Here is a 20639-nt window from a genome sequence, read left to right as displayed (position 1 = left end):
TATCATTTAGGACCGTTGCTATATCAAGCCGTTATTTCAGGTGTTTTTGCAACTCTGCGCCTGCCTGCTCCAGTGCGGTGATGACTGTCGGCTCCTCGCTCAGCGGATTCAGCAGACCATAGTCATGAATCATGCCGTTATAGCGAGTCACGGTCACGGATACGCCGGCCGCATCCAGCTTACGTCCGAACGCTTCGCCTTCATCGCGCAGTACGTCCAGTTCTGCCGTCTGAATCAATGTCTGCGGGAAGCCCTTCAACTGTTCCGTACTGGCACGCAGTGGGGAGGCAAGAATGTTATTACGGTCTGCCGCGTGGGTCGTGTAGTTATCCCAGAACCACTTCATCATATTTTTCGTCAAGAAATAGCCCTTTTCATACTGGTTGTAGGACGCGTTATCGAAGTTCGCATCCGTTACAGGCCATAGCATGACGTTATAACGAATTTTCGGCCCGCCGAACTGTTTAGCCTGTAGGGCAACAGAAGCGACCATATTGCCGCCGACGCTGTTGCCAACTAACGCCAGACGACTACCGTCCACACCAATTTCCTGACCGTGCTCGGCCACCCACTGCGTCGCCTCATAAGCCTGATTGATGGCTACAGGGAAGCGTGCTTCAGGGGACGGGGTGTAATCCACGTACACTGCTGCGGCACCAGACGCCCTGACCAGATCGCGGATTAAACGTTCGTGGGTTGGGAAATCACCGAGCACCCAGCCGCCGCCATGGAAAAACATGAACACCGGCAGCGTACCGGATACATTTTCCGGCTTCACGATTTTCAGCTTAATAGCCTGACCGTTCACCTGGATGGTTTTTTCAGACACCTGTGCGGCTGGCAGCTTCACGCCCTGTTGCGCGCCGATCAGAACCTGACGCGCTTCCTGTGGAGTCATCTGCTCTATCGGTTTGCCCTTACCGGAATTCAGAACATCAAGAAATGCCTGTACGCCAGCGGTCGGCGCAGGGGTGTTGATCGGCTGCGCAGAAGCGACGGATGTCATAGAAGCGAATACGGCAGACGTCAGGATGGTGGAGATGGTTTTCATGATATTGGCCTTTTTTAAAATCGTGCGGTTGATAGGTTCACAAAAGTGATTTTATATTTAATGCGATTTAATCGTTAGATACATACTTGCGTGCAAGTTACTTTTGGTCAAACATTATTTATACTTTTTTTTAAGCTTGTGAGTAACGGAGTATTTAAAATGAAAGAAAACAGTATCTTGGGTGAACTATTGTGCTTCTCTCTGTATTCGGTCGCCAATGCACTGATCCGTCAGTATCGGCCGTTGCTGAAAGAATTCGATCTGACTTACCCGCAGTTTGTCGTCCTTCTGTCCCTGTACGATCAGGACAATATCCTGCTCAAAGAACTGAGTGAGAAAACGCTGTTTGATTCAGGCACGCTGACGCCGCTTGTCCAGAAGCTGGAAGCCAAGGAATTTTTAAACCGGGTTGCGGTTGCGGGTGATGAACGCATGAAGAAAGTTGTGCTGACTGACAAGGCGCTTGCGTTGAAAGAACGGATCGTCGACCTGCCAAATCAGATGCGTTGCTCTATGCGCATGAAGGATGAGGATCTGAATATGCTGCGACAGCTTTCTAAAAATCTGCTGGAAGACTTATAGCCGGGTGGGGGAAAAGCTCGATTTCCTATTGAGGATTCTCGAATAATCGGGTCGATCTGGCGATGCGAACGGATCAAACAGGATGGTAAGTGACAGATGCCACACCTACTCTCAGGTGTGGCATAGCGTGTTATTGTGCGCGAACTCGCACGCCCGCAAAAACAATCACCATTGCTGATACCAGCAATAATCCGCTGCCAGCAAACACACCGCTGGCTCCGTTGAGGTCAAATATTACCCCGCCACCCGCTGCGCCAGCCCCGATCGCAAATTGGATCGATGCCACCAGTAAACCGCCCGCGCTTTCGGCTTCGTCCGGTACGGTTGTCGCAAGCCAGGTTGACCAGCCCACGGGAACCAGACCAAACGCAAATCCCCACATCGCCACCAGCAGACCATCCAGTATCGCCAGATGTCCAAAGGCCGCCATGGTCAGAGCCAGAATGCCCATCACAAAGGGCACCAGTGCCAGCGTCAGGCGCAAGTTTCGCGCCAGTAGATAACCGGCAATCGAAGTACCGACAAAATTGGCGAGGCCAAAGCCGAGTAAAATCAGGGAAATATTTTCGACGCTTGCCTGCCCGACGGTTTCCAGAAACGGGCGCAGGTAGGTAAAGAAGGCGAAATGTCCGCTGAAGATCAGCACCGTTGCCAGCAGTCCACCGATCATGCCCGGACGGCGCAGCACGCGAAACAGTGTTCCGAGGCTACCGTTGCTTTCCGGCTTCATCGATGGCAACACCCACAACTGCCACAGCAGTGCCAAAACGCTCGGCAGAATGCAGAGGATAAAAACGTTTCGCCAGCCAATTAAACTCCCCAGATAGCTGCCAAGCGGTGCGGCAACAACGGTGGCAATCGAGACGCTGGAGAAGATCACCGCTAGCGCTTTGGGCACTTTATCCTTGGGCACAAGGCGCATCGCCGTGGCGGTGGACATGGCCCAGAATCCACCAATGGCAACGCCTAGCAGTAAACGTCCGAATAGCAACACATGCAGATTGGGGGCAAATGCCACCAGCAGGCTGGAGATGATTTGCAGCACCGAGAAAAACATCAACACCCAACGGCGGTCGATGCTTTTAGTTGCCGATGTGATGAGCAAGCCGGTCACCAGCGCGACCAGCGCTGTTGCGGTCACCGCTTGGCCTGCCATTCCCTCCGTGACGCCTAAACTTGTCGCCATCGGCGTTAATAAACTGGCTGGTAGAAATTCAGCCGTAATCAGGCCAAATACCCCCAGTCCTAGTGAGTAAACGGCTCGCCAGGCGGGTTTTGCGGGCGCGATGGCCTCACTTGCCGCTATACATGAATTCATCTGTTGCTCTCTCGTTAGAAAAATGTGACAACCGTCACGAAGCATAGAGCGTTCCACACGGACGATCTATGACATATAATCTTCACTTATTGATTATTCGTCCGGAGTTGCCGTCATGACTGTTCAGTCACCCGATTTAATCAGCGAGCTTCTGCGTGGGATGCGTCTTTCCGGGGTGACATATCGCCGAATTGAAACCCATGCCCCCTTTGGTGTGTCGTTTCACTACGAGCCCGGCAGAGCGCAGTTTCATTTTGTCAGCCAGGGTACGGCGCTGCTGCGCATGGAGAGTGGCGCGACGTTTGTGCTCAAAAGCGGGGACGCACTGTTTATCCCCAACGGGAATTCGCATGCGTTGCTCTCTGATGAAAAGGCTGACGTCACGCCGGTGTCAGCATTTCCAAGCGAAGCGATTTGCAATTCGGTGTGTGCGATCGGCTGCGAACCGTGCCCCGATATCGAAAACACGGTGATTTTCAGCGGATGCATGGATTTTGAGCTGGGCGGAATGCAGCCGCTGATCAAAGCGATGCCGGAAGTCATGATGGTGAGCCGCCTGATGTCGACCTGGCCAGAAATCCATCCAATTCTTGCGGCCATGGAACGTGAGTCGATGACGCGTCAGGTAGGATTTGCCGGCATTCTGGCGCGACTGGCCGATGTGGTCGCGGCGCTCATCGTGCGTGGATGGGTTGAAGCCGGCTGCGGTAAAGCGACGGGCTGGGTGCAGGTACTGCGCGACCCACGACTGAGCCGGGCGATTTACGCGATGCATCAGCAGCCGGGCGTAAACTGGAGCGTCGCGGAATTGGCAAAAGAGGCGGGTACCTCCCGGTCCGTTTTTGCCGAACGTTTTCTCTCTGCAACTGGCACCACACCTGCGAAATACCTCAGCGAGTTGCGCATGCGTCTGGCTGTCCAGTACATCCGGCATGAGCATCAGGCGATTGAAACGGTGGCACTACGTCTGGGGTACGGATCGCTGGCGGCGTTCAGCCGGGCATTTAAACGCATCGTGGGCCATGCACCGGGAGCACTGCGGGAAATCAGTCAGGCTTCTGAGGAGGTTTGATGGGGAGCGATATTTGCAGCTAACGTGGCCATCGTAGCGATCGTTGTTGCTGGGGGGGATTGTAAGTATCCCAGTAAAGCGAACCATTTATTTTTAGAGATCTTCTGACATAATACAGAATGAAGCACATAACGGCTGATAGCATCGTTATGCTTTTGTCGTTTAAATCATCACGAATAATCCAGACACTTCCCCGCCAACAATAACCCATCACGATAAATAACCTACGCCAAAAGACGGATTTATTTTTTATCTCTGCTGTTATTTTTAAAAATGTTTATAGCGACAATGTATTTCTGATGAATAGCATTTTAATGAGGAGATAAAGATATGCCATCTATTTATTATCGCGGAGATAATCGGGCCATTGGGGATATTCGGAATTTATTGAATCAAAAAAATAGGAGCAGACTTGCCTGAACGGCGAAATTTTACGCTTTATCCATCACGTTGAAATAATTATCAAATACAAATATTTAAAGTTAAATAATGAAAAAATAAATATTTATAGAAATTACTAATATGAGAAAATATATTTTATATGTTAATTATTATGGTTGTGGGCACTAGCAGTTTGTGTGTTTTCCTAAAAAAGCTTTAAGACTGATCTGATTGTTATTCTAAATTTTTTTATGTGATATATTATCCGGCACGGAAAAGAGTTAATGATAAAAACTTAATGGATTAAGATTAAAAAGTGTCTACTAATCAGATGAATGTTTCCTATGGAAATGATTTTTTTGTTATTAAATTGATGGACTTTTTATCAATAAATTTGACATTAATAGTTAGCGCTAGTCTATTTATGATGGGCGCTTTCGATGATGTAATTATGATTAGTCTGCTATTCTCAATCTCTTTTTTACTTATTGGAGAATATACTGGTCTATATCACCGCGGCCTTAAAAATATGCAGCCTGGTGGGCAGCGAAGACTGTGGGGTTCCGCATTATTTTCGGTCATCTTTGTGGAGTTAGTCAGGAATTATGCCGGTACGCTGTACTCTCTGGGTCTATTGCATAAATTCGATAATATATATTTTTCCGCAACGCTGTACTGGTATGTTCTTTCGCTATGTAGCCTCTATATCACGCGTTTAATTACGTTTAAATTTACGACTAAAAAGCGGATCCGAATTGCTATTGTGGGATTAACGCCCGGTGGGTTAGCGGCGGAAAAAGCATTGCTTAAAGAGTATGCCAACATGCAGTTAGAATTGGCTTTTTACGACGATCGTAGCCCATCCCGTTGTGGCTATCTGTTTAAGAGCCAATTTAAAGGCAAAGTGAGCAAGCTGGTTGAAGAAGCTAAAGCGGGCAGAGTGGATGAGATTTATATTGCGCTGCCAATGGTTGCTCTACAACGCATTCGTTATTTTCTGTCGATGATGTCCGATACGACGGTAGATACCTATATCATTCCCGATCTTTATTCCTACAGCTCATACGTATCGCAGTTTCGCTCCATCAATAACATTCAGACCATCAGTATTTTCAGATCGCCGTTTGATGGTATTGGCTCGGTGATTAAGCGCGTTGAGGATTTAGTGATTGGTGGCGTTATTACGCTGATGATTTCGCCATTGCTGCTGGTGATTGCTATTGGTATCAAACTGACGTCACGGGGGCCGGTGTTATTCAAGCAGGATCGTTATGGCCTGAGCGGCAATAAAATCAAAGTGTGGAAATTCCGCTCGATGCACGTGATGGAAAACGCCGGCGTCGTGACGCAGGCGACTAAAAACGATCCGCGTGTTACGCGTTTTGGCGCATTTTTACGCCGGACTTCGCTGGATGAACTGCCGCAATTTTTCAATGTATTGCAAGGGACGATGTCGATTATTGGCCCGCGTCCTCATGCCGTCGTGCATAACGAGCAGTATCGCCAGCTAGTCGAGAATTACATGATCCGCCATAAAGTGAAGCCTGGAATTTCAGGCTTGGCGCAGGTTAATGGTTATCGTGGCGAAGTGGATACCCTCGATAAAATGGAAAAACGGGTTCACTACGATATTGCCTATATTCAGAGTTGGTCCCTTTGGTTGGATATCAAAATTATCTTTAGAACCATTTTCAAAGGCTTTATCGGTGAAAATGCGTACTAAATTAGTCATCGCCGCTGGAATGATAATCCCCCTCCCATCTTGGGCCGACCTGATGCCGAAATCGCATATCGGTGTCGCTGGTATTGATTTTCAAAGCCAGGTGGGTCTGGACTATGGGCATGAGAATAACGTGACCTATCAGGCTGATGATCAGAATGCGGTGAGTTCTCATTTTCAGAGCCTCAGGCCAATGATTAAGGCCATTGGCGCGCGTTATCAGGATCAATATCTGTTGATGTATTCCGGTGATTATCGTCGTTACGACAGCGATCCAGCGGATAATTACACCGACCATTTCTTTCGCTTTAATGGCGCATGGCGCTACGGGTTGAGGCATGGATTAACGCTCAGTCTTGAGGAGGCGCTTGGGCACGAAGTGCGTGGGCGCGGTATTACCGAAGGTTTTCGACCACAACAGTTCAGCGATTTCGGTATTCATTCGCCGTTGAGTACCGCGCTTTTCAACAGTGAATTGCGTTATAGCTATGGCGCACTGAAAGGGCGCGGTAAAGCCGACGTCGCGCTGCTGTTTAGAAAACTGCGGTTAGGCCGCACGGAGAATATTAAAAATACCGATATTGATTTTTATAACTATGTTCTTGGGCAGGAATGGTACGAGAACGGTTTGATCGCCGAATTATCTGACCAATACTCGTCGGCAACGCGCTTTCGCTACCGTTTTATTGGTAATCAGCGACGTTATGAAATCGATTCGCAAAAAGATAATGATGAATACTATCTGGAATTCGGCATTAAATCGCAACTTACGGGAAAAACCGATATTGATGCCAATGTGTCCTGGCTATACAAGACATTCGATAATAACCCGAATTCCAGGCGTTTTAGCGGGATAAACTGGGATATTCAGACGGAGTGGAAACCCCTTAAACAATCCGTTTTTACCGCACATACGTCGCAGCATATCAAAGACCCGTCAGAAATCGGCGGCTATATCCTAGTTTCTAAATACGGCATCTCTTATCAGCACTTTTGGCTCGTCGATCGTTTCTCCACCACGTTTGATTATTCATACCTGACGGACGTTTACAAGAATTACCCGCGAGATCGTAAAGACAGAAACAGGGTGTTCACATTCGCCATGAGTTATAACTTCAGGCCCTCTATTAACGTTGAATTAAAGTATCAACTGAACACGCTACGTTCCAATCAAGATAGCGATTCTTTCTTTATTGGCCCTAACGGCGATCGCCAGGTCGTCAGAATGCTGGGTCGTGATAACTCTCTGATTATGTTTACGGCTAAGGTACAGATCTAACGTGAAAATAATAAAACTGTGCATTTTTCTGTCCCTCAGCATCTGGCTAGCGGGATGCTCCCCGCCGAGCCAGCGGCAAATGGACAAACCTGAAAGTGAAACCACCGGCTATCAGTTAGATGAAGGCGATGCTGTAAATATTCTGGTGTACGGCGAGCCGGAGATGACGATGAAGTTCATGCTGGATAAAAGCGGCGCGATTACCTTCCCCTACATTGGCCTACTGGTGTTGAAAGGGAAAACGCCAGAGCAGGTGGGCGAGGAGTTGGCTAATCGCCTGCGCGGCGACTATCTGCAAAATCCGATGGTGACGGTCAGCATCGCCGAGTTCCGGAAATTCTATATCACTGGTGAAGTGGAGAAACCGAACGGGTATGCCTACGAGCCGGGCTTAACCGTTGAAAAAGCGTTGGCACTGGCCGGCGGATTTACCGATCGCGCAGACCGCAAGGATGTGGGTATTCGTCTATCGAATAGCAATCAACTGATTGAAAATGTTGATGTAAGACGTGTGGTTCATCCTGGCGATACCGTGATTGTTGGTATGAGCTTTTTCTGACCATGAGTCTATCTATCGTGGAAAATGGCAGAAAACTGGAAAGCATCATCGATTTCTCCAGATTTGCCAAAGAGATCAAACAGAACGGCTGGAAGATCATGCTGGCCGGCCTGATTGTGGCGGTAGTGGCTTACCCGCTGATTAGCATGATCACGCCCAAATATGTGTCGACCGCAACGGTACTGCTTAAGGCACAGCAGGATAACGTTTCGCCTTTGCCGCAGGTCGATGGTTATGATTCCACCCGTAGCGGCTATTACGAAACCCAGTATGCGTTGATGCAGTCGCGTATTGTGCTGGAACAAGCCGTGCGGGACATCAAGCTGGACCAAAATCCAGCGTTTAACGGCGATATAAACAAAAATGCGGATAACCGTGGCGATGAGCAACAGCGGGTCGATCACGCACTGAATTCGATAGTGGCAAACCTCACTATCACTGGCGTTCGCACCACGCACCTCGCCACTATCTCATACGAATCGGCGTCGCCTGAGCTGGCGGCCGACATCGCTAACGGCGCGGCGCAGGCATTTATTGACTATACGGCCAGGCAAAAGCACCTCAAGACACTGAAAGCCAAAACATTGAACCAAAAACAGATGGAGGAGGTGTGGCAGCAAGTCGTCGAGCAACAGGCTGTTATCGACCAATTTCTGAAAAAAGAAGGGCTGCTGACTTTCCGCGGCGTGGATGGCTTCGAAACTGAACAACTGGGGATCGTCACCAACAAGTTAGCGGATGCCACCCAACGTCGCATCAGGGCGGAAACGAACTACAACAGCGTGCGTTTGAACGTGGGTACGTCGCTGGAAAACATCATTTCTCTGCCAGATATTTCTAATCATGCCCAAATTCAGGATTTGCGCATTGCGCTGATTCAGGCTCGGCGTTCTTTATACGAGTTACGGAAACGCTACGGGCTGAAGCATACCAAAATTTTAGAAGCCGAAGCCCAGGTTCAGGCGATTGAAGAGCAGACCCACACCGTGTTACTCGAACTGGAAGCGGGGCTGAATAAGCAGTATCAGGCGGCGTTGAGGGATGAAAAATATTATCAGCAACTGCTGGAGAAACAGAAAGCGGATTTCCAAACGCTAGCGTCTAAACGTGATGAATACAATAACCTGATCACCACGTTGGATAAAACAAAAGAGCTGTATAAGGCGCTCTATCAGCGCACCAAAGAGCAGACGCTGGCAGGTAACTATTTAGAGCCGGACGCGGTACTTTACGACCCTGCCGTGCCGGCGGGCCACCCGTCGAAACCCAATAAAGTGATGCTGCTGGTGATGGTTGTCATGCTAACCCTGATTTTCTCGGTGGTTTACTTCATCGTGAGAGCCGCGCTGGATAATTCAATCAACAGTATCAGCCAGATGAAAAAGCGCCTGAATGTGGCGCCGGTGGGGGAAATTCGCATCTTCGCCAGTGGCGTGAAGCGCTCACAGGTTGTGCGTTTGATAACCAAAGCGCCGCTGTACGTCGATATTGTCCACAGCATGCGAACCCACATTTTGTTATCGCATCCATCCTGCCAGGCCATTGCCATCAGCTCGGCAGAGCATGGCGAAGGGCGATCGTTGCTGGCGCATTTGCTGGCGACATCTTTCAGCGCTGACCAAAAAACGCTGCTTATCGACCTGGATTTCTTTAACGACGGCGGGCTGACGCAAGACCTGGCGCCCCCTTCCGCTATCGGTGTGGCGGAACTGCTGCAAGGGCAATCACCGTTGGATGCCGCACTGGTGACAATCAGTGAAAATTTAAGCTTCCTGCCGCGTGGCAATGCCTTGATGTCTTCTTTACTGATGCTGTCGTCCGAACATGTCGTGACGTTGATGGCAGAGCTGAGAACACGCTATCAGAGAATAATCGTTGATGTGGCCGCAGTGAATCAAACGCAGGATAGTCAACTCATTAGCCGGGTAATCGACGGGGTGGTTTTTGTGCTGAAAGCCGGCGAGTGGCGTACGGGTGATGTGCTTAATGCCATTGAGAACGTTAAACACCACCGCGCGGTGCTGATTGGCGCGGTAATGAATCGGGTTGCGGATAAAAACCTCGAAACCAAAGAGGGGATACGTTCCCTGAACCATCGTATGAATGCGCTAATCGACAGTACTGGTCACCTGTGAGTTTATGAAAAAGATGAGTTTACTAAAAAGCATTTCTACCATTGCGGGTTCATCGGTGGTTTCACAACTGATTGGCGCGCTGTCTATCTGGCTGATTTCGCATAAATACAACATGGCCGAGGTGGGGATCTACGCACTGAGTTACAGCATCGTGTTGGTGGGGGCGCAGGTCTGTACCTTTGCATCGCAACTGCTGATTCCGAAACAGCAAGACAGTGAACTGGCGCAAAGTGTGGTGTTCAGCACACTGCAAAGCCTGCTTACCGCTGTGCCCTATGCGATGTTGACCGCATGGCTGTTTCAGCGAAATGTGTTCTTTCTCTATCTGCTCACGCTGTCCTATGCGCTGGTGCTGATCTCGGAGAATTTGTCGCTGCGCGAGGGTAACTACCGTTTTCTGGCCTTTCAGCGACTCGCCGTCTCGGTGGTGGTCGTGCTTTCGCTGGTGTTCACTTCACATACCACCGCGTTTTATTGGTCCTGGGCCTGCGCCATGATGGTGCTGATTAGCGGATGTATTTTGTTCTCGTTCAATATTCACACCATTACGTTTGGACATTTTAGTCCGCAACGTAATAGGGCTTTCTTTCATCAGCATGCTCATCATCTCACCCGCGTTGGCAGCGCCGAAGTGCTAGCGATGGTTAATAGTAATTTGCCGGTTATGCTGATTAATTTTTGGTTTTTCGCGTTGACAGCGGGGTATTTCTCGGTGGTGAGCCGTTTTTGTTTGTCTCCGGTGGTGATCATCGGCAATGCAGTGCGTCATTCTATTTTTTCAACCTGGTCTACCGATTTCAGAAATAAACGTTTCAACTATGATGAGTTCAAAAAAGTCCGTCTGGTATTATTGATGTCGGGAGTGATCTGCACTCTAGGGGTATTTATTTTCTATCCGTTGGTGATGCATCTTTTTTTTAGCGAGGAGTGGATTAACTCCATTCCAACCTCTCGCTATATGTTGCCTTATTTATTTCCGGCGCTGGCGGTGTGTCCGCTGACGGTGATCGAACTAATATTTGGCTCTCATCGCTATTTTTTGCGTATTCAATTAGAGCAGTTGAGTGTGGTATTAATCGCATTTGTGATTGTGCCTTATTTTTATAATCACTATGCCACATCAATGATTCTTTTTTCTGTGCTGACATTTGTACGCTACGCGTTTATTTATCTCAAAGTAAACAAACGTGCTAATGGGCTGAAAAATATGATGACAGAATCATGAGCTTGAATACCGGGCTTTACCTACAGGTTTATGTTGTTATCACGCTGGTATTCTGCGGACTGACGCAGTATTTCACCGGCTTTCTGGCGGTGCTGTGGTTACCATTTATTTTGGCGCTGAGCATGGTGGGGTTGCTGATTATGCAGACTCGCTACGATAGATTGCATTTGGATACGCAGGAATTGATGGTTCTCACGCTTTACCTCTCTTTTCTGGCGATGGCGGGATTATCTACCCTGTTACAGGGCGGAATAACCGTCACTATCGTTGGGTTTAAAAACGAGGTTGCATTGTCGCTGATGATGTTTTGCCTGCTGCTGGGATTTTGCCGCGAATCACAGATTTATCGCGTGACCCGCAGTTTGTATTGGGTGTTCTACGCGCAGTTCCCGGTGGTGATTTATCAGGTGTTGTTTGTTTTGCCGCGGCGGGTAGCATTGCGGGGAGAAGACGAAAAATGGGACTCGGTAGTCGGCACTTTCGGCGGCGACCCGATGGGCGGGGGAAATACCGCGGCGATGGGGTTGTTCTGCTTGTTGATTATGCTGCTGAAAGTCTCGGAATTTAAACATGGTTTGACGTCGTTTAAATCCACGGCGCTGCATATCGTTTTGGGATTTAGCTTGTGTATCCTGGGGGAAGTGAAATTTGTGATCCTGATTTCACCGTTATTACTGGCCTGGGTTTGGTTAATGCCGAGCTACATCAAAGGCATGAATAGCATAAACCTGAAAGCAATTTTGCTGATTTTCACTGGCATGGCGTTGCTGATTACCGTGGCGATTACCATTTTGGCCTCGGGTTACTCCTCGGCGTTTGGTGGCGACCCGACGAAAAGCGCGATGAGCGTATTTCTAGATTCATTGAATTATATTTTTGATACCAGCTACATTATGGAATCCGGTGAACTTGGGCGTCTTACTACGCTATTTTTCTGGCTGAAAAATCACGATATGTGGGGGATCTCCGGTACGTTGTTTGGCTATGGATTAAATGCGACAAATAGCGGCAGCGCTGTCTCTCCCGGTTTTTTGAATATTATCTATAACCTGATCATCGATTCAACCTCATTAAGTGTGCTGCTATGGGAGGTCGGCGTGGTTGGAACGCTATTTTTCATCGGGTTAATTATTTATATCTTAGTCATTACGCAGCCAAAGCCGGGACTAGATCGTAATAAATTAGACCAACAGGACCTGAAATTGCTGAGTTTTTCTCCGGCCTTTAACGTTTTTGTGGTTGGGTGCCTGTTGAGTCTGCCTTATAGCCAGATCCTGATGATTATTCCCATGCTGCAATTCCTATTTTATTTATCTCTGGGCTCAAGTCTGGTGATTCGCCATTCTGTCCGCCGTTATATCGGAAAACTGTATGAGTGATAAACCTTTTATTTCAGTGAGTATTAAGACATTCAATGAGTCGGAATGCATCGAAAAAACCATCGACAGTATTCGTCGCCATATTGTGGATTACCCCCATAAAATCATTGTTGCCGATAGCTTATCAACCGACAACACTCAGCAGCTTGCCAGCGCCAAAGGCATTACCGTGGTGTCGCTGACTGAACCTTCCGAACGCTGCTGCGGTGTGGGGCATCAGCTTGGTTACCTTTACAGTCAGGGGGATTATTTGCTGCTAATGGACGGCGATATGGAGCTGGAAGATGGCTTTATTGAGCAGGGCATCGCATTTTTAACCGCACACCCTGATTACGCTGGCGTGGCTGGAACGGTAGAGATGGATGGCGCGGCGAACTATGAGTTTACATCACGTAAACAGCGCCTTCATAAAATATATCCGTTGGGCGACTGCGGTCATTTAGGTGGTGGGGGGTTATACCGCCGCTCGGCAATTGAAAAAATAGGTTATCTCACCAACCGCAGCTTGCATGGTTATGAAGAGGCTGAATTAGGCATTCGTCTGCGCTATGCCCACTATAAATTACATCGACTTAATGTGCCTTATTTCCGTCACACGTCGTACACCATGCCAACATATAAAATGCTGCAATATCGTTGGCGGAACGGTTTTCTCTGGGCTCCGGGCGAGCTTTTACGCAGCGCATGGGGGATGCCTTATTTCCGTGAGGCATTGCATATCGTTAAAAACGAGGCAGTTTTTGCGGTTTATCTGCTGGTGCTGTTGATGAGTTTATTGACGTTTAACGCCACTGTTATTGGTGCTGCGTTGCTGCCGTTACTCGCTTTTGTGGCATTAAAAACGATTAAGAACCGTTCACTGCTGAACGGGGTGCAGAGTGTGATGAACCTGGCTGTGTTTTCTGCGGGATTGATAAAAGGGTTAACCAGACCCGTGCGCGACCCTATGGCACCACCAAGCAGCAAGGTTATTCATGAATAGGCAGGTATGATGAAAATTTTATTGGTCAATAAATTTTTCTATATTAAGGGCGGCGCTGAAACGGTTTATTTTCAAGAGATTGATATGTTGAAAAAGGCTGGCGTTGACGTTATCGCTTTCTCTATGCAGCATGAAAATAACTTCCCGTCAGACTACGCGCCCTATTTTGTCGGTAATGTGGATTATCATCAAAACAGCAGTGCGATTGGGGCAATTAAAACTGCGGTTAACTTTATTCATAATGCTGATGCATGTAAGAAATTGCTGGTGTTATTGCGTAAAGAAAAGCCGGATATTGTTCATTTTCACAATATCTACCACCAACTCACGCCGTCGTTGATTAAAATTGCCCGTCAATTTGGGTGTAAAACCGTGTTAACGGCTCATGACTACAAGATTATCTGCCCTTCGTACACCATGCTGCGTGATGGCAAAGTCTGTGACGCTTGTTTAACCGGTTCGGTATTTAACGCTTTTAAATATCGGTGCCAGCAAGGTTCTGCATCGAAAAGTCTGCTGCTTTCGTTAGAAGGTGCCTGGCAGAATATTGCCAAAAACTATCAGGCGCTGGATGTGATCGTTTCGCCCAGCGAATTTCTGCGTAACCAATTAATGCGCAAGCTGCCGAATGTTCGTATTGAAGTGATTGTGAACGGCATTAATGACAGCCTGCCGGCGGAGGATGTTAAAGACGACGGTTATTTGCTGTTTATTGGTCGCCTGAGTAGGGAGAAAGGCGTTGCTACGCTTGCCAGGGCGCATCAGCAAATGCGGAATAAAATTCCGTTAAAAATTGCGGGCAGCGGGCCGCTGTATAACGATTTGGTCGCGCAATTTCCGCATGCGGAATTCCTAGGTTATAAACAGCAGGGCGAAGAACTTAACCGGCTGATTAAATACGCACGCGCGGTGGTGGTTCCTTCCGAATACTATGAAAACTGTTCAATGTCGGTACTGGAGTCGATGGCATTCGCTAAACCGGTGGTAGGCGGGCGTATTGGCGGTATACCTGAACAAATTCGCGATAAGATAGACGGCATTTTATTCGAACCCGGCAATGTGCAGGCATTAGCCGATGTGCTGGATGACCTGACGTTGAATCCGCAAAAAGCCAGAGAAATGGGATTAAATGCGCGCCAACGTCTTCGCGAAAAATATTCATTACGTAAACACACAGAATCTCTATTGGCGCTTTATCGGGAAATATTAATCGAAAAATAATATGACTACGAAAATTACCGTTCTGGGAACACGTGGTATTCCAAACGTGTTGGGTGGTGTGGAAACACATTGCCAAAATTTATATCCGACAATTAAACAGCAATTCGACGTGGATATTTGTGTTCTCGCACGTTCGCCTTATGTCAATTATAAAAAATCACAATATCGAGGCGTGATGACTCGCGCTTTACTGTCGCCGAAAAAGCGTTCATTAGAGGCTATCGTTCATTCGGTGCTGGCGGCATTTATCACCTGCTTTGATCAGTCCACGGTGGTGCATGTTCACGCTATTGGTCCGGGCCTGGTGGTGCCGCTTTTACGTTTGCTGGGTAAAAAAGTGGTTTTTACTCATCATGGCCCAGACTATGACCGCCATAAATGGGGATTCCTGGCAAAGAAGATTTTAATGCTGGGTGAAAAGGTCGCAGTGAAATATGCCAATGAAGTGATTGTGATCTCCGAAGTGATTAATAATATGATCAAGCAGAAATATGGACGCGATGATGCCCATCTTATCTATAACGGTGTGAATCTACCCCAGCGACTCACTGCGGACGTTATCAATCAAATATTGGCGCGTTTTTCTCTTCAGCCACAACACTATTTGGTTGCGGTTGGCCGCTTCGTGGAAGAAAAAGGCCTGCATGATCTTATCGCGGCCTATCGGCAATCGGGTGTCACGATGCCACTGGTTTTGGTTGGCGATGCCGATCACCCCACTGCGTATAGCATGCGATTAAAACAGTTAGCCCATGAAACCCCGAATGTGATTCTGACCGGATTTTTAAACGGCCAGGAACTACAAACTGTTTTCTCACAGGCTAAACTCTTTGTGATGTCGTCATATCATGAAGGGTTACCCATTGCGTTGCTGGAGGCCATGTCATTCTCATTGCCTGCCGTGGTCAGCAATATTCCAGCCAATCTGGAGGTGAAATTAGCGCCAGAAACTTATTTCAATGTAGGAGATGTGGCGGATTTATCCAAAAAAATCACGTTGCGCTCTAAATCGTTATCTGTTGATTACTCTGAATATTTACAAAGGTATAATTGGCAACAAATCGCGGAACAAACGATGGCCGTTTACACCGCAGTAAATAAATCAATAGGTTAATAGTGAATGAATCGAATAAACGCCCGTTAGTCATTGAGCGCTTCTATGAAGCCCTTGATGGAAAAACCGATACAGAACTGACCTCGGAACAGCGGCTGGCCGTTGAGCAGGCGGTGCTGTCGATTACGGCATCTTCACTGCATTGGGTCGACGTGCGTAAGAGTTTCCCTTTTTTTAACAAGCGCTATTACTTCGTTTTTTTGTTCGGTCTGGATCACCGCAAGCGTCCACGCAAAGAGTCAACGCTATTTCGCATACTGCTGACTGCGTTGATCCTGTTTACTGGCTTTTCCTGCATGCTTGCGGCGCTATTGATGCTTTACATGATTAAGTCTGCCTTGGGTATTGATATTTTCCCACATTTCCACTTAGGAATTTGGGATTGGTGGCTCAGCCTGAAGGATCACTGACCTCCGGTTTCTGCTGATGTGGAAATAAGGAGTCATAAGTGCATTGTAAAATTATCGCTGTAGGAGGTTTGCTATTTTCTGTATTGGGTGTGGCCGATGGCGTGATGACGACCGTCACCCCCAGAGGGCTAACTGGCCCTCTAACGAACCCAGGTACTGGCGTCGCCAGCTTTAACAAGGGTAATGGTACAACGTTGTCGCTGGCTGATTATCCCGACACCGGCATTGAATATGATCGTTTGTACTGGAATGAACTCGAACCAGCAGAAGGCCAATATAATTTTCAAGCCGTGGACGCTATTTTCGAACTAGCTAGCCAGCATCAACCGCCGATGAACGTGGGGTTGCGCTTTATGGCGCTTGATGAGCCTGCCAGTGGTTCGAAGATTCCTGACTGGCTGATCCAAAAAGGCATCAAGGGCGAATGGACGCCGGACAAAAAAACCTTTGTGCCGGATCTGGACGACCCGGTGTTTATCGAATACAGCCAGCGTTTGCTTAATGCTTTTGGGCTGCGCTATGACGGTAATTCGAATTTGGCTTATATCGATATTGGGTTAGTGGGGTCATGGGGCGAGTGGCACAACACCAATTTCCCGACCATTACGCCGCTGATTGAACGCTACACATCAGCCCAGTTGGATAAGTACGTTGAAATGTATTTTGCCGCGTTTCCCAACAGCCCAAAGATTATGCTCATTAACGGCGGCGACACGTTGGCCAGCGCAGTGAAGCAAGGTGCTGGATGGCGCGCGGATTGCTGGGGAGACTGGCATAATTTTTCGACCACATGGAGCCACATGCAAGATGATTACCCGCAGCGACTGCAAAACGCGGAGGCGCTTTATCCAAATTTTAGCTCTGCGTGGCAACGTGCGCCGGTGAGTCTGGAAATCTGTGGTCATATGTCGGAGTGGCAGAGCGTGCAGCACTATACTCGTGCGCAAGTGCAGGTGGCCTTTGACTGGGCGCTGGCACAGCATGCTAGCACCATTAATCTGAAATCGCGCAGCGTGCCGACGGAATATCGGGACATTGTGGATAACGCGCTGACCAAACTCGGCTATCGTTTTCGCCTGGCCTCGTTAACTCATGAGTCTGAACTGGTACAAGGGCAGAGCCTGACGTTAAACCAGCAGTGGTTTAACGACGGCGTAGCGCCCATTTATCTGAAATATGATGTGGCCTATCGTGTGGTGAATGATGCCAACACCGTAATGAGTATGGGAAAAATGGCTGATGACATCCGCACTTGGTTGCCAGGGCAGCATACCTTCGTCTACCAATTGGCGATGCCGGAAGCGCTGCCAGCCGGGCAGTATAATATTGAAATGGCGATGCTGGACGCAAAGGGAGTATCGCGAATTAATCTCGCCAACGAGGGCAAGCAAGCTGACGGTTGGTATCGAATTTCCACGGTAACGGTGCGCTGAGCACGGAATTAAGAATAGATATTCATATGCTGAAAAATATCGGCCATGTATGGTGTGAAATAAAAGCGGCGGGCAGTATTAAAGCTAAACTAGTCATACTGCTGTTTCGCCTTTCAACCATTTACCAGTCATCAAATGCGCTGCTGAAAATTATCAGCGTTCCTTTTGTTGTCCTGAATAAAGTGATTAATGAGTGGCTGTTCTGTGTGGAAATTCCGCACAGAACTCAAATCGGTTTTGGGCTGAAAATATATCATCCGCACTGTATTGTGGTGAATTCCGATGTAATCATCGGGGCGAACTGTACATTACGGCAGGGAGTCACCATTGGTAGCGTGATAAACCGTGAAGGTCATGTCACCAAAAGCCCGGTGCTGGGTAATCAGGTGGAGCTTGGTGCCAATGCCATTCTGCTAGGCGACATTACATTAGGTGATAACGTAAAAGTCGGTGCCGGAACCGTGGTAACAAAAAGCCTTGCTGCCGGAAAGGTGGTCGTGGGGTATGGAACCAGAGAATTGAATTGAGAGTGTATGCTCATTTCTATACGAATGTCATGTGACAGCGGGCTGCTATTCTTACTGTCTACTAAAATGATGGGCCACATACGATAAAGAAATACTCGGTTCGTTCCTTTGGTCCAATTTCCTGCGACATCGAGAAGTCGTAATGACATTAGCGTTACGTTATCTATATGATTAATATCCAAAGCGTGTGCCAGAGGATAACATCATACCAGCGACGAACAGCGTTTCTGCGAAACGCGAAACATTGAATTTACGCATCAAGCCTGCCGAACGCGACCTTATCGCTCAAGCTGCGAAGGCTAGAGGAAAAAATCGCACTGATTTTGTTCTTGAGGCTCCCCGCGCTGCCGCAGAAGAAGCGTTGATCGAGCTGCGCATCATCATGGCTGATCCTGACACTTATCAGGAATTCCTCGCCCGCTTGGATCAGGTCCCCTCACCGAATGCTGCATTGCGTAAAACCATGCAAACGCCCGCTCCGTGGGAACAGAAAAAATGATCTCTGCCCCTGAGCTTATCTAGGTCAAACATGCATTATCCTCATTCTGTTGTGGCGTGGAGTCTATGGATAACTGGCTGAAACAGCGGGCGATGAAAAATCAGGTCACTGGAGCATCACGAACTTTCGTTAGTTGTGATGGCTCAAAAGTACTGACGTATTACTCATTGGCTTCCAGCGCTGTGGCAACGAATGCCGCACCCGGACGTTTTCGCCGCAATATGCCCGATCCGATCCCGGTGGTAGTGCTGGGTCGTCTGGCGGTAGATAAATCATTGCATGGTCAGGGCGTTGGCCGGGCATTGGTAAGAGATGCCGGGCTATGGGTGATTCAGGTGGCGGATACTATCGGCATTCGCGGGATGCTGGTTCATGCGCTGTCTGATAAAGCGTGAGATTTTTACCTGCGGGTAGGGTTTGAGCCTTCGTGATAGATCCGATGATGTTGATGGTAACGTTGGGGGATTTGGTGGGGAGTTTGTGATTTGAAGTCTCCTTTAGAATGAGGGGATCTCAAAACACATTTATTAAATCGTGACAGGTAATTTAGATACTTTCTGTCTAACTATATGGATATGGTAATAAAAAAGTTGGCTTGTGTTGTTACTATTGAAACGGAATGACCGTGTTTAATAACCTGTTTAAACTCTTTAATTTTAAACTATTCGGGATAAGTTTACCGCTCATGAGTGCCTATTTTTTTTGAGCTATTTTAAACTACTCAGTAGTTTCTTTAAAAAACCATAGTGATTCAGTATGTTGTTACTACAGTTCTTCCTGAACGACGATAAAGAGTCTGCAAGCATCGCAGGACGATGCTTGGATTTACGAGTGAGGTTTTCCAGTACCCGCCCTAGGATAGGATTGAATTGGAATTATTTGAATTTATAATTTTCTCGATAGGTTTTCAAGGGCTGATAATAAATCATTTAGCCCCCGGTTAAAGTCAGTTCTAAAATCGGCATACTTTTTAGTTCTTAATAGTTCAGGTATTTGACAATCCTGTAATAGAATTGGTAGCACATTTATGCGCCCCTTTTCAATTTCGTTCCAATATTTTATCTGCCATTCTCTTTCAACCCATTTTGAAGATACTGAGTTTTTAGAAAGAATAACAATAATGAAATCAGCATTTTGCAATCCAATAGATATTTTTTCAGGAATGCTTTCTCCGACGCTTATATCCCATTCATCCAACCACGGGATATGCCCATTTGCTTCTAAATCCATACACAATAGCTTAGCAAACGGTTTATCTTTTGATGAATGAGAGATGAAAACTTTCAATCCTGTTGGTTTATTCACGTATCGCTGCTCCACGATTTTTTCTAAAAGAGTAGTTTCAACTAAGTGAAGTTCAGAGAAATAGCTGCATAACGTTGTGTAGTTAGTCTTTTTTTTCATCAAAAAAGGAGAGCATAGACTAAATAACTCTTCCTTACGTGCCATTAGATCATTCATCGAAACATGTTCTAATGCATCATGAGAAATGGAATAATACTCTGGTGCCAAGAGAAAATCACCAAAGTAAACAATTGCTATTTGGTCTTCGTTTTCACTCTCTTCATATATATGTTCGTCATCGTCAAATATTTCCTCTTCAGCGGAAATGAAATCATCGTCGTCATAATATCCAATTCTTCCTTTATGTTCACCATGGATAACTTTGACTATGCCGTAATCACCTGGTCTTAATGACATAAATAAACTCCTTTTTTTTATTATACACACATGTATCGCGTCATTTTAAGA

At 47.4% G+C, this 20639-nt stretch carries 18 protein-coding genes and 1 pseudogene; 16 read left to right on the top strand and 3 right to left on the bottom strand.

Features of this window, described 5'->3' with window-relative positions; all coding sequences use genetic code 11:
* Positions 1-31: 31 nt before the first annotated feature.
* Positions 32-1051 carry an alpha/beta hydrolase gene (locus tag QWJ20_RS06260; RefSeq protein ID WP_433992091.1) on the bottom strand — a complete coding sequence of 340 codons (1020 nt, stop codon included), beginning with the start codon at positions 1049-1051 and terminating at the stop codon, positions 32-34.
* 159 nt (positions 1052-1210) lie between these two features.
* Between QWJ20_RS06260 and QWJ20_RS06255 the strand changes: the two genes are divergently transcribed.
* Positions 1211-1633, top strand: coding sequence for a MarR family winged helix-turn-helix transcriptional regulator (locus QWJ20_RS06255; RefSeq protein ID WP_174866217.1), 423 nt, complete (start codon positions 1211-1213; stop codon positions 1631-1633).
* 130 nt (positions 1634-1763) lie between these two features.
* Here QWJ20_RS06255 and QWJ20_RS06250 read toward each other — a convergent pair whose 3' ends face one another.
* Positions 1764-2951, bottom strand: coding sequence for an MFS transporter (locus QWJ20_RS06250; protein ID WP_174872322.1), 1188 nt, complete (start codon positions 2949-2951; stop codon positions 1764-1766).
* Between the two features lie 115 nt (positions 2952-3066).
* Here QWJ20_RS06250 and QWJ20_RS06245 point away from each other — a divergent pair, with 115 nt between their 5' ends.
* The 15 genes and pseudogenes from QWJ20_RS06245 (at position 3067) to QWJ20_RS06175 (ending at position 19371) form a co-directional block, all read left to right on the top strand.
* Positions 3067-4023, top strand: coding sequence for an AraC family transcriptional regulator (locus QWJ20_RS06245; protein WP_174868711.1), 957 nt, complete (start codon positions 3067-3069; stop codon positions 4021-4023).
* Between the two features lie 712 nt (positions 4024-4735).
* On the top strand, positions 4736-6127 hold the full coding sequence (locus tag QWJ20_RS06240; RefSeq protein ID WP_433992396.1) for an undecaprenyl-phosphate glucose phosphotransferase: 1392 nt from the start codon (positions 4736-4738) through the stop codon (positions 6125-6127).
* Positions 6117-7403, top strand: a complete 1287-nt coding sequence (locus QWJ20_RS06235; protein WP_433992395.1) for an outer membrane beta-barrel protein — start codon at positions 6117-6119, stop codon at positions 7401-7403. The genes QWJ20_RS06240 and QWJ20_RS06235 overlap by 11 nt, the downstream gene beginning before the upstream one ends.
* A 1-nt stretch (position 7404) precedes the next feature.
* Positions 7405-7962 carry a polysaccharide biosynthesis/export family protein gene (locus QWJ20_RS06230; protein ID WP_174878129.1) on the top strand — a complete coding sequence of 186 codons (558 nt, stop codon included), beginning with the start codon at positions 7405-7407 and terminating at the stop codon, positions 7960-7962.
* A gap of 2 nt (positions 7963-7964) precedes the next feature.
* A complete protein-coding gene (locus QWJ20_RS06225) occupies positions 7965-10097 on the top strand; it encodes a GumC family protein (protein ID WP_433992090.1) in 2133 nt (710 codons plus the stop codon).
* A 13-nt stretch (positions 10098-10110) separates the two neighbouring features.
* On the top strand, positions 10111-11322 hold the full coding sequence (locus QWJ20_RS06220; RefSeq protein WP_433992089.1) for a lipopolysaccharide biosynthesis protein: 1212 nt from the start codon (positions 10111-10113) through the stop codon (positions 11320-11322).
* Positions 11319-12701 carry a capsular biosynthesis protein gene (locus tag QWJ20_RS06215; protein ID WP_433992088.1) on the top strand — a complete coding sequence of 461 codons (1383 nt, stop codon included), beginning with the start codon at positions 11319-11321 and terminating at the stop codon, positions 12699-12701. Before QWJ20_RS06220 ends, QWJ20_RS06215 begins: the two co-directional genes overlap by 4 nt.
* Positions 12694-13683, top strand: coding sequence for a glycosyltransferase family 2 protein (locus QWJ20_RS06210; RefSeq protein WP_205556491.1), 990 nt, complete (start codon positions 12694-12696; stop codon positions 13681-13683). Before QWJ20_RS06215 ends, QWJ20_RS06210 begins: the two co-directional genes overlap by 8 nt.
* A 9-nt stretch (positions 13684-13692) precedes the next feature.
* On the top strand, positions 13693-14904 hold the full coding sequence (locus QWJ20_RS06205) for a glycosyltransferase family 4 protein (protein ID WP_433992394.1): 1212 nt from the start codon (positions 13693-13695) through the stop codon (positions 14902-14904).
* A 1-nt stretch (position 14905) separates the two neighbouring features.
* Positions 14906-16018: a glycosyltransferase family 4 protein gene (locus QWJ20_RS06200; RefSeq protein ID WP_095701793.1), complete on the top strand. Its 1113-nt coding sequence runs from the start codon at positions 14906-14908 to the stop codon at positions 16016-16018.
* Between the two features lie 2 nt (positions 16019-16020).
* Positions 16021-16428, top strand: a complete 408-nt coding sequence (locus QWJ20_RS06195) for a hypothetical protein (RefSeq protein ID WP_433992087.1) — start codon at positions 16021-16023, stop codon at positions 16426-16428.
* A 38-nt stretch (positions 16429-16466) separates the two neighbouring features.
* On the top strand, positions 16467-17861 hold the full coding sequence (locus QWJ20_RS06190) for a DUF4832 domain-containing protein (RefSeq protein WP_433992086.1): 1395 nt from the start codon (positions 16467-16469) through the stop codon (positions 17859-17861).
* A gap of 26 nt (positions 17862-17887) precedes the next feature.
* Positions 17888-18388: a serine acetyltransferase gene (locus tag QWJ20_RS06185; protein ID WP_039461785.1), complete on the top strand. Its 501-nt coding sequence runs from the start codon at positions 17888-17890 to the stop codon at positions 18386-18388.
* Between the two features lie 205 nt (positions 18389-18593).
* Entirely contained in the window at positions 18594-18887 is a 294-nt protein-coding gene (locus QWJ20_RS06180; protein ID WP_433992393.1) for a DUF1778 domain-containing protein, read from the top strand.
* 56 nt (positions 18888-18943) lie between these two features.
* Positions 18944-19371: pseudogene (locus tag QWJ20_RS06175) on the top strand (GNAT family N-acetyltransferase).
* A 401-nt stretch (positions 19372-19772) separates the two neighbouring features.
* Here the strand turns inward: QWJ20_RS06175 and QWJ20_RS06170 are convergent.
* Positions 19773-20588: a toll/interleukin-1 receptor domain-containing protein gene (locus tag QWJ20_RS06170; protein ID WP_174872305.1), complete on the bottom strand. Its 816-nt coding sequence runs from the start codon at positions 20586-20588 to the stop codon at positions 19773-19775.
* Positions 20589-20639: the final 51 nt, after the last annotated feature.

The sequence above is a fragment of the Pectobacterium sp. S5 genome (assembly GCF_051707265.1).
Taxonomy (GTDB): domain Bacteria; phylum Pseudomonadota; class Gammaproteobacteria; order Enterobacterales; family Enterobacteriaceae; genus Pectobacterium; species Pectobacterium polare.
The sequence above is the reverse complement of the archived record's forward strand: the minus strand, read 5'-3'. Positions and strand labels throughout refer to the sequence as shown.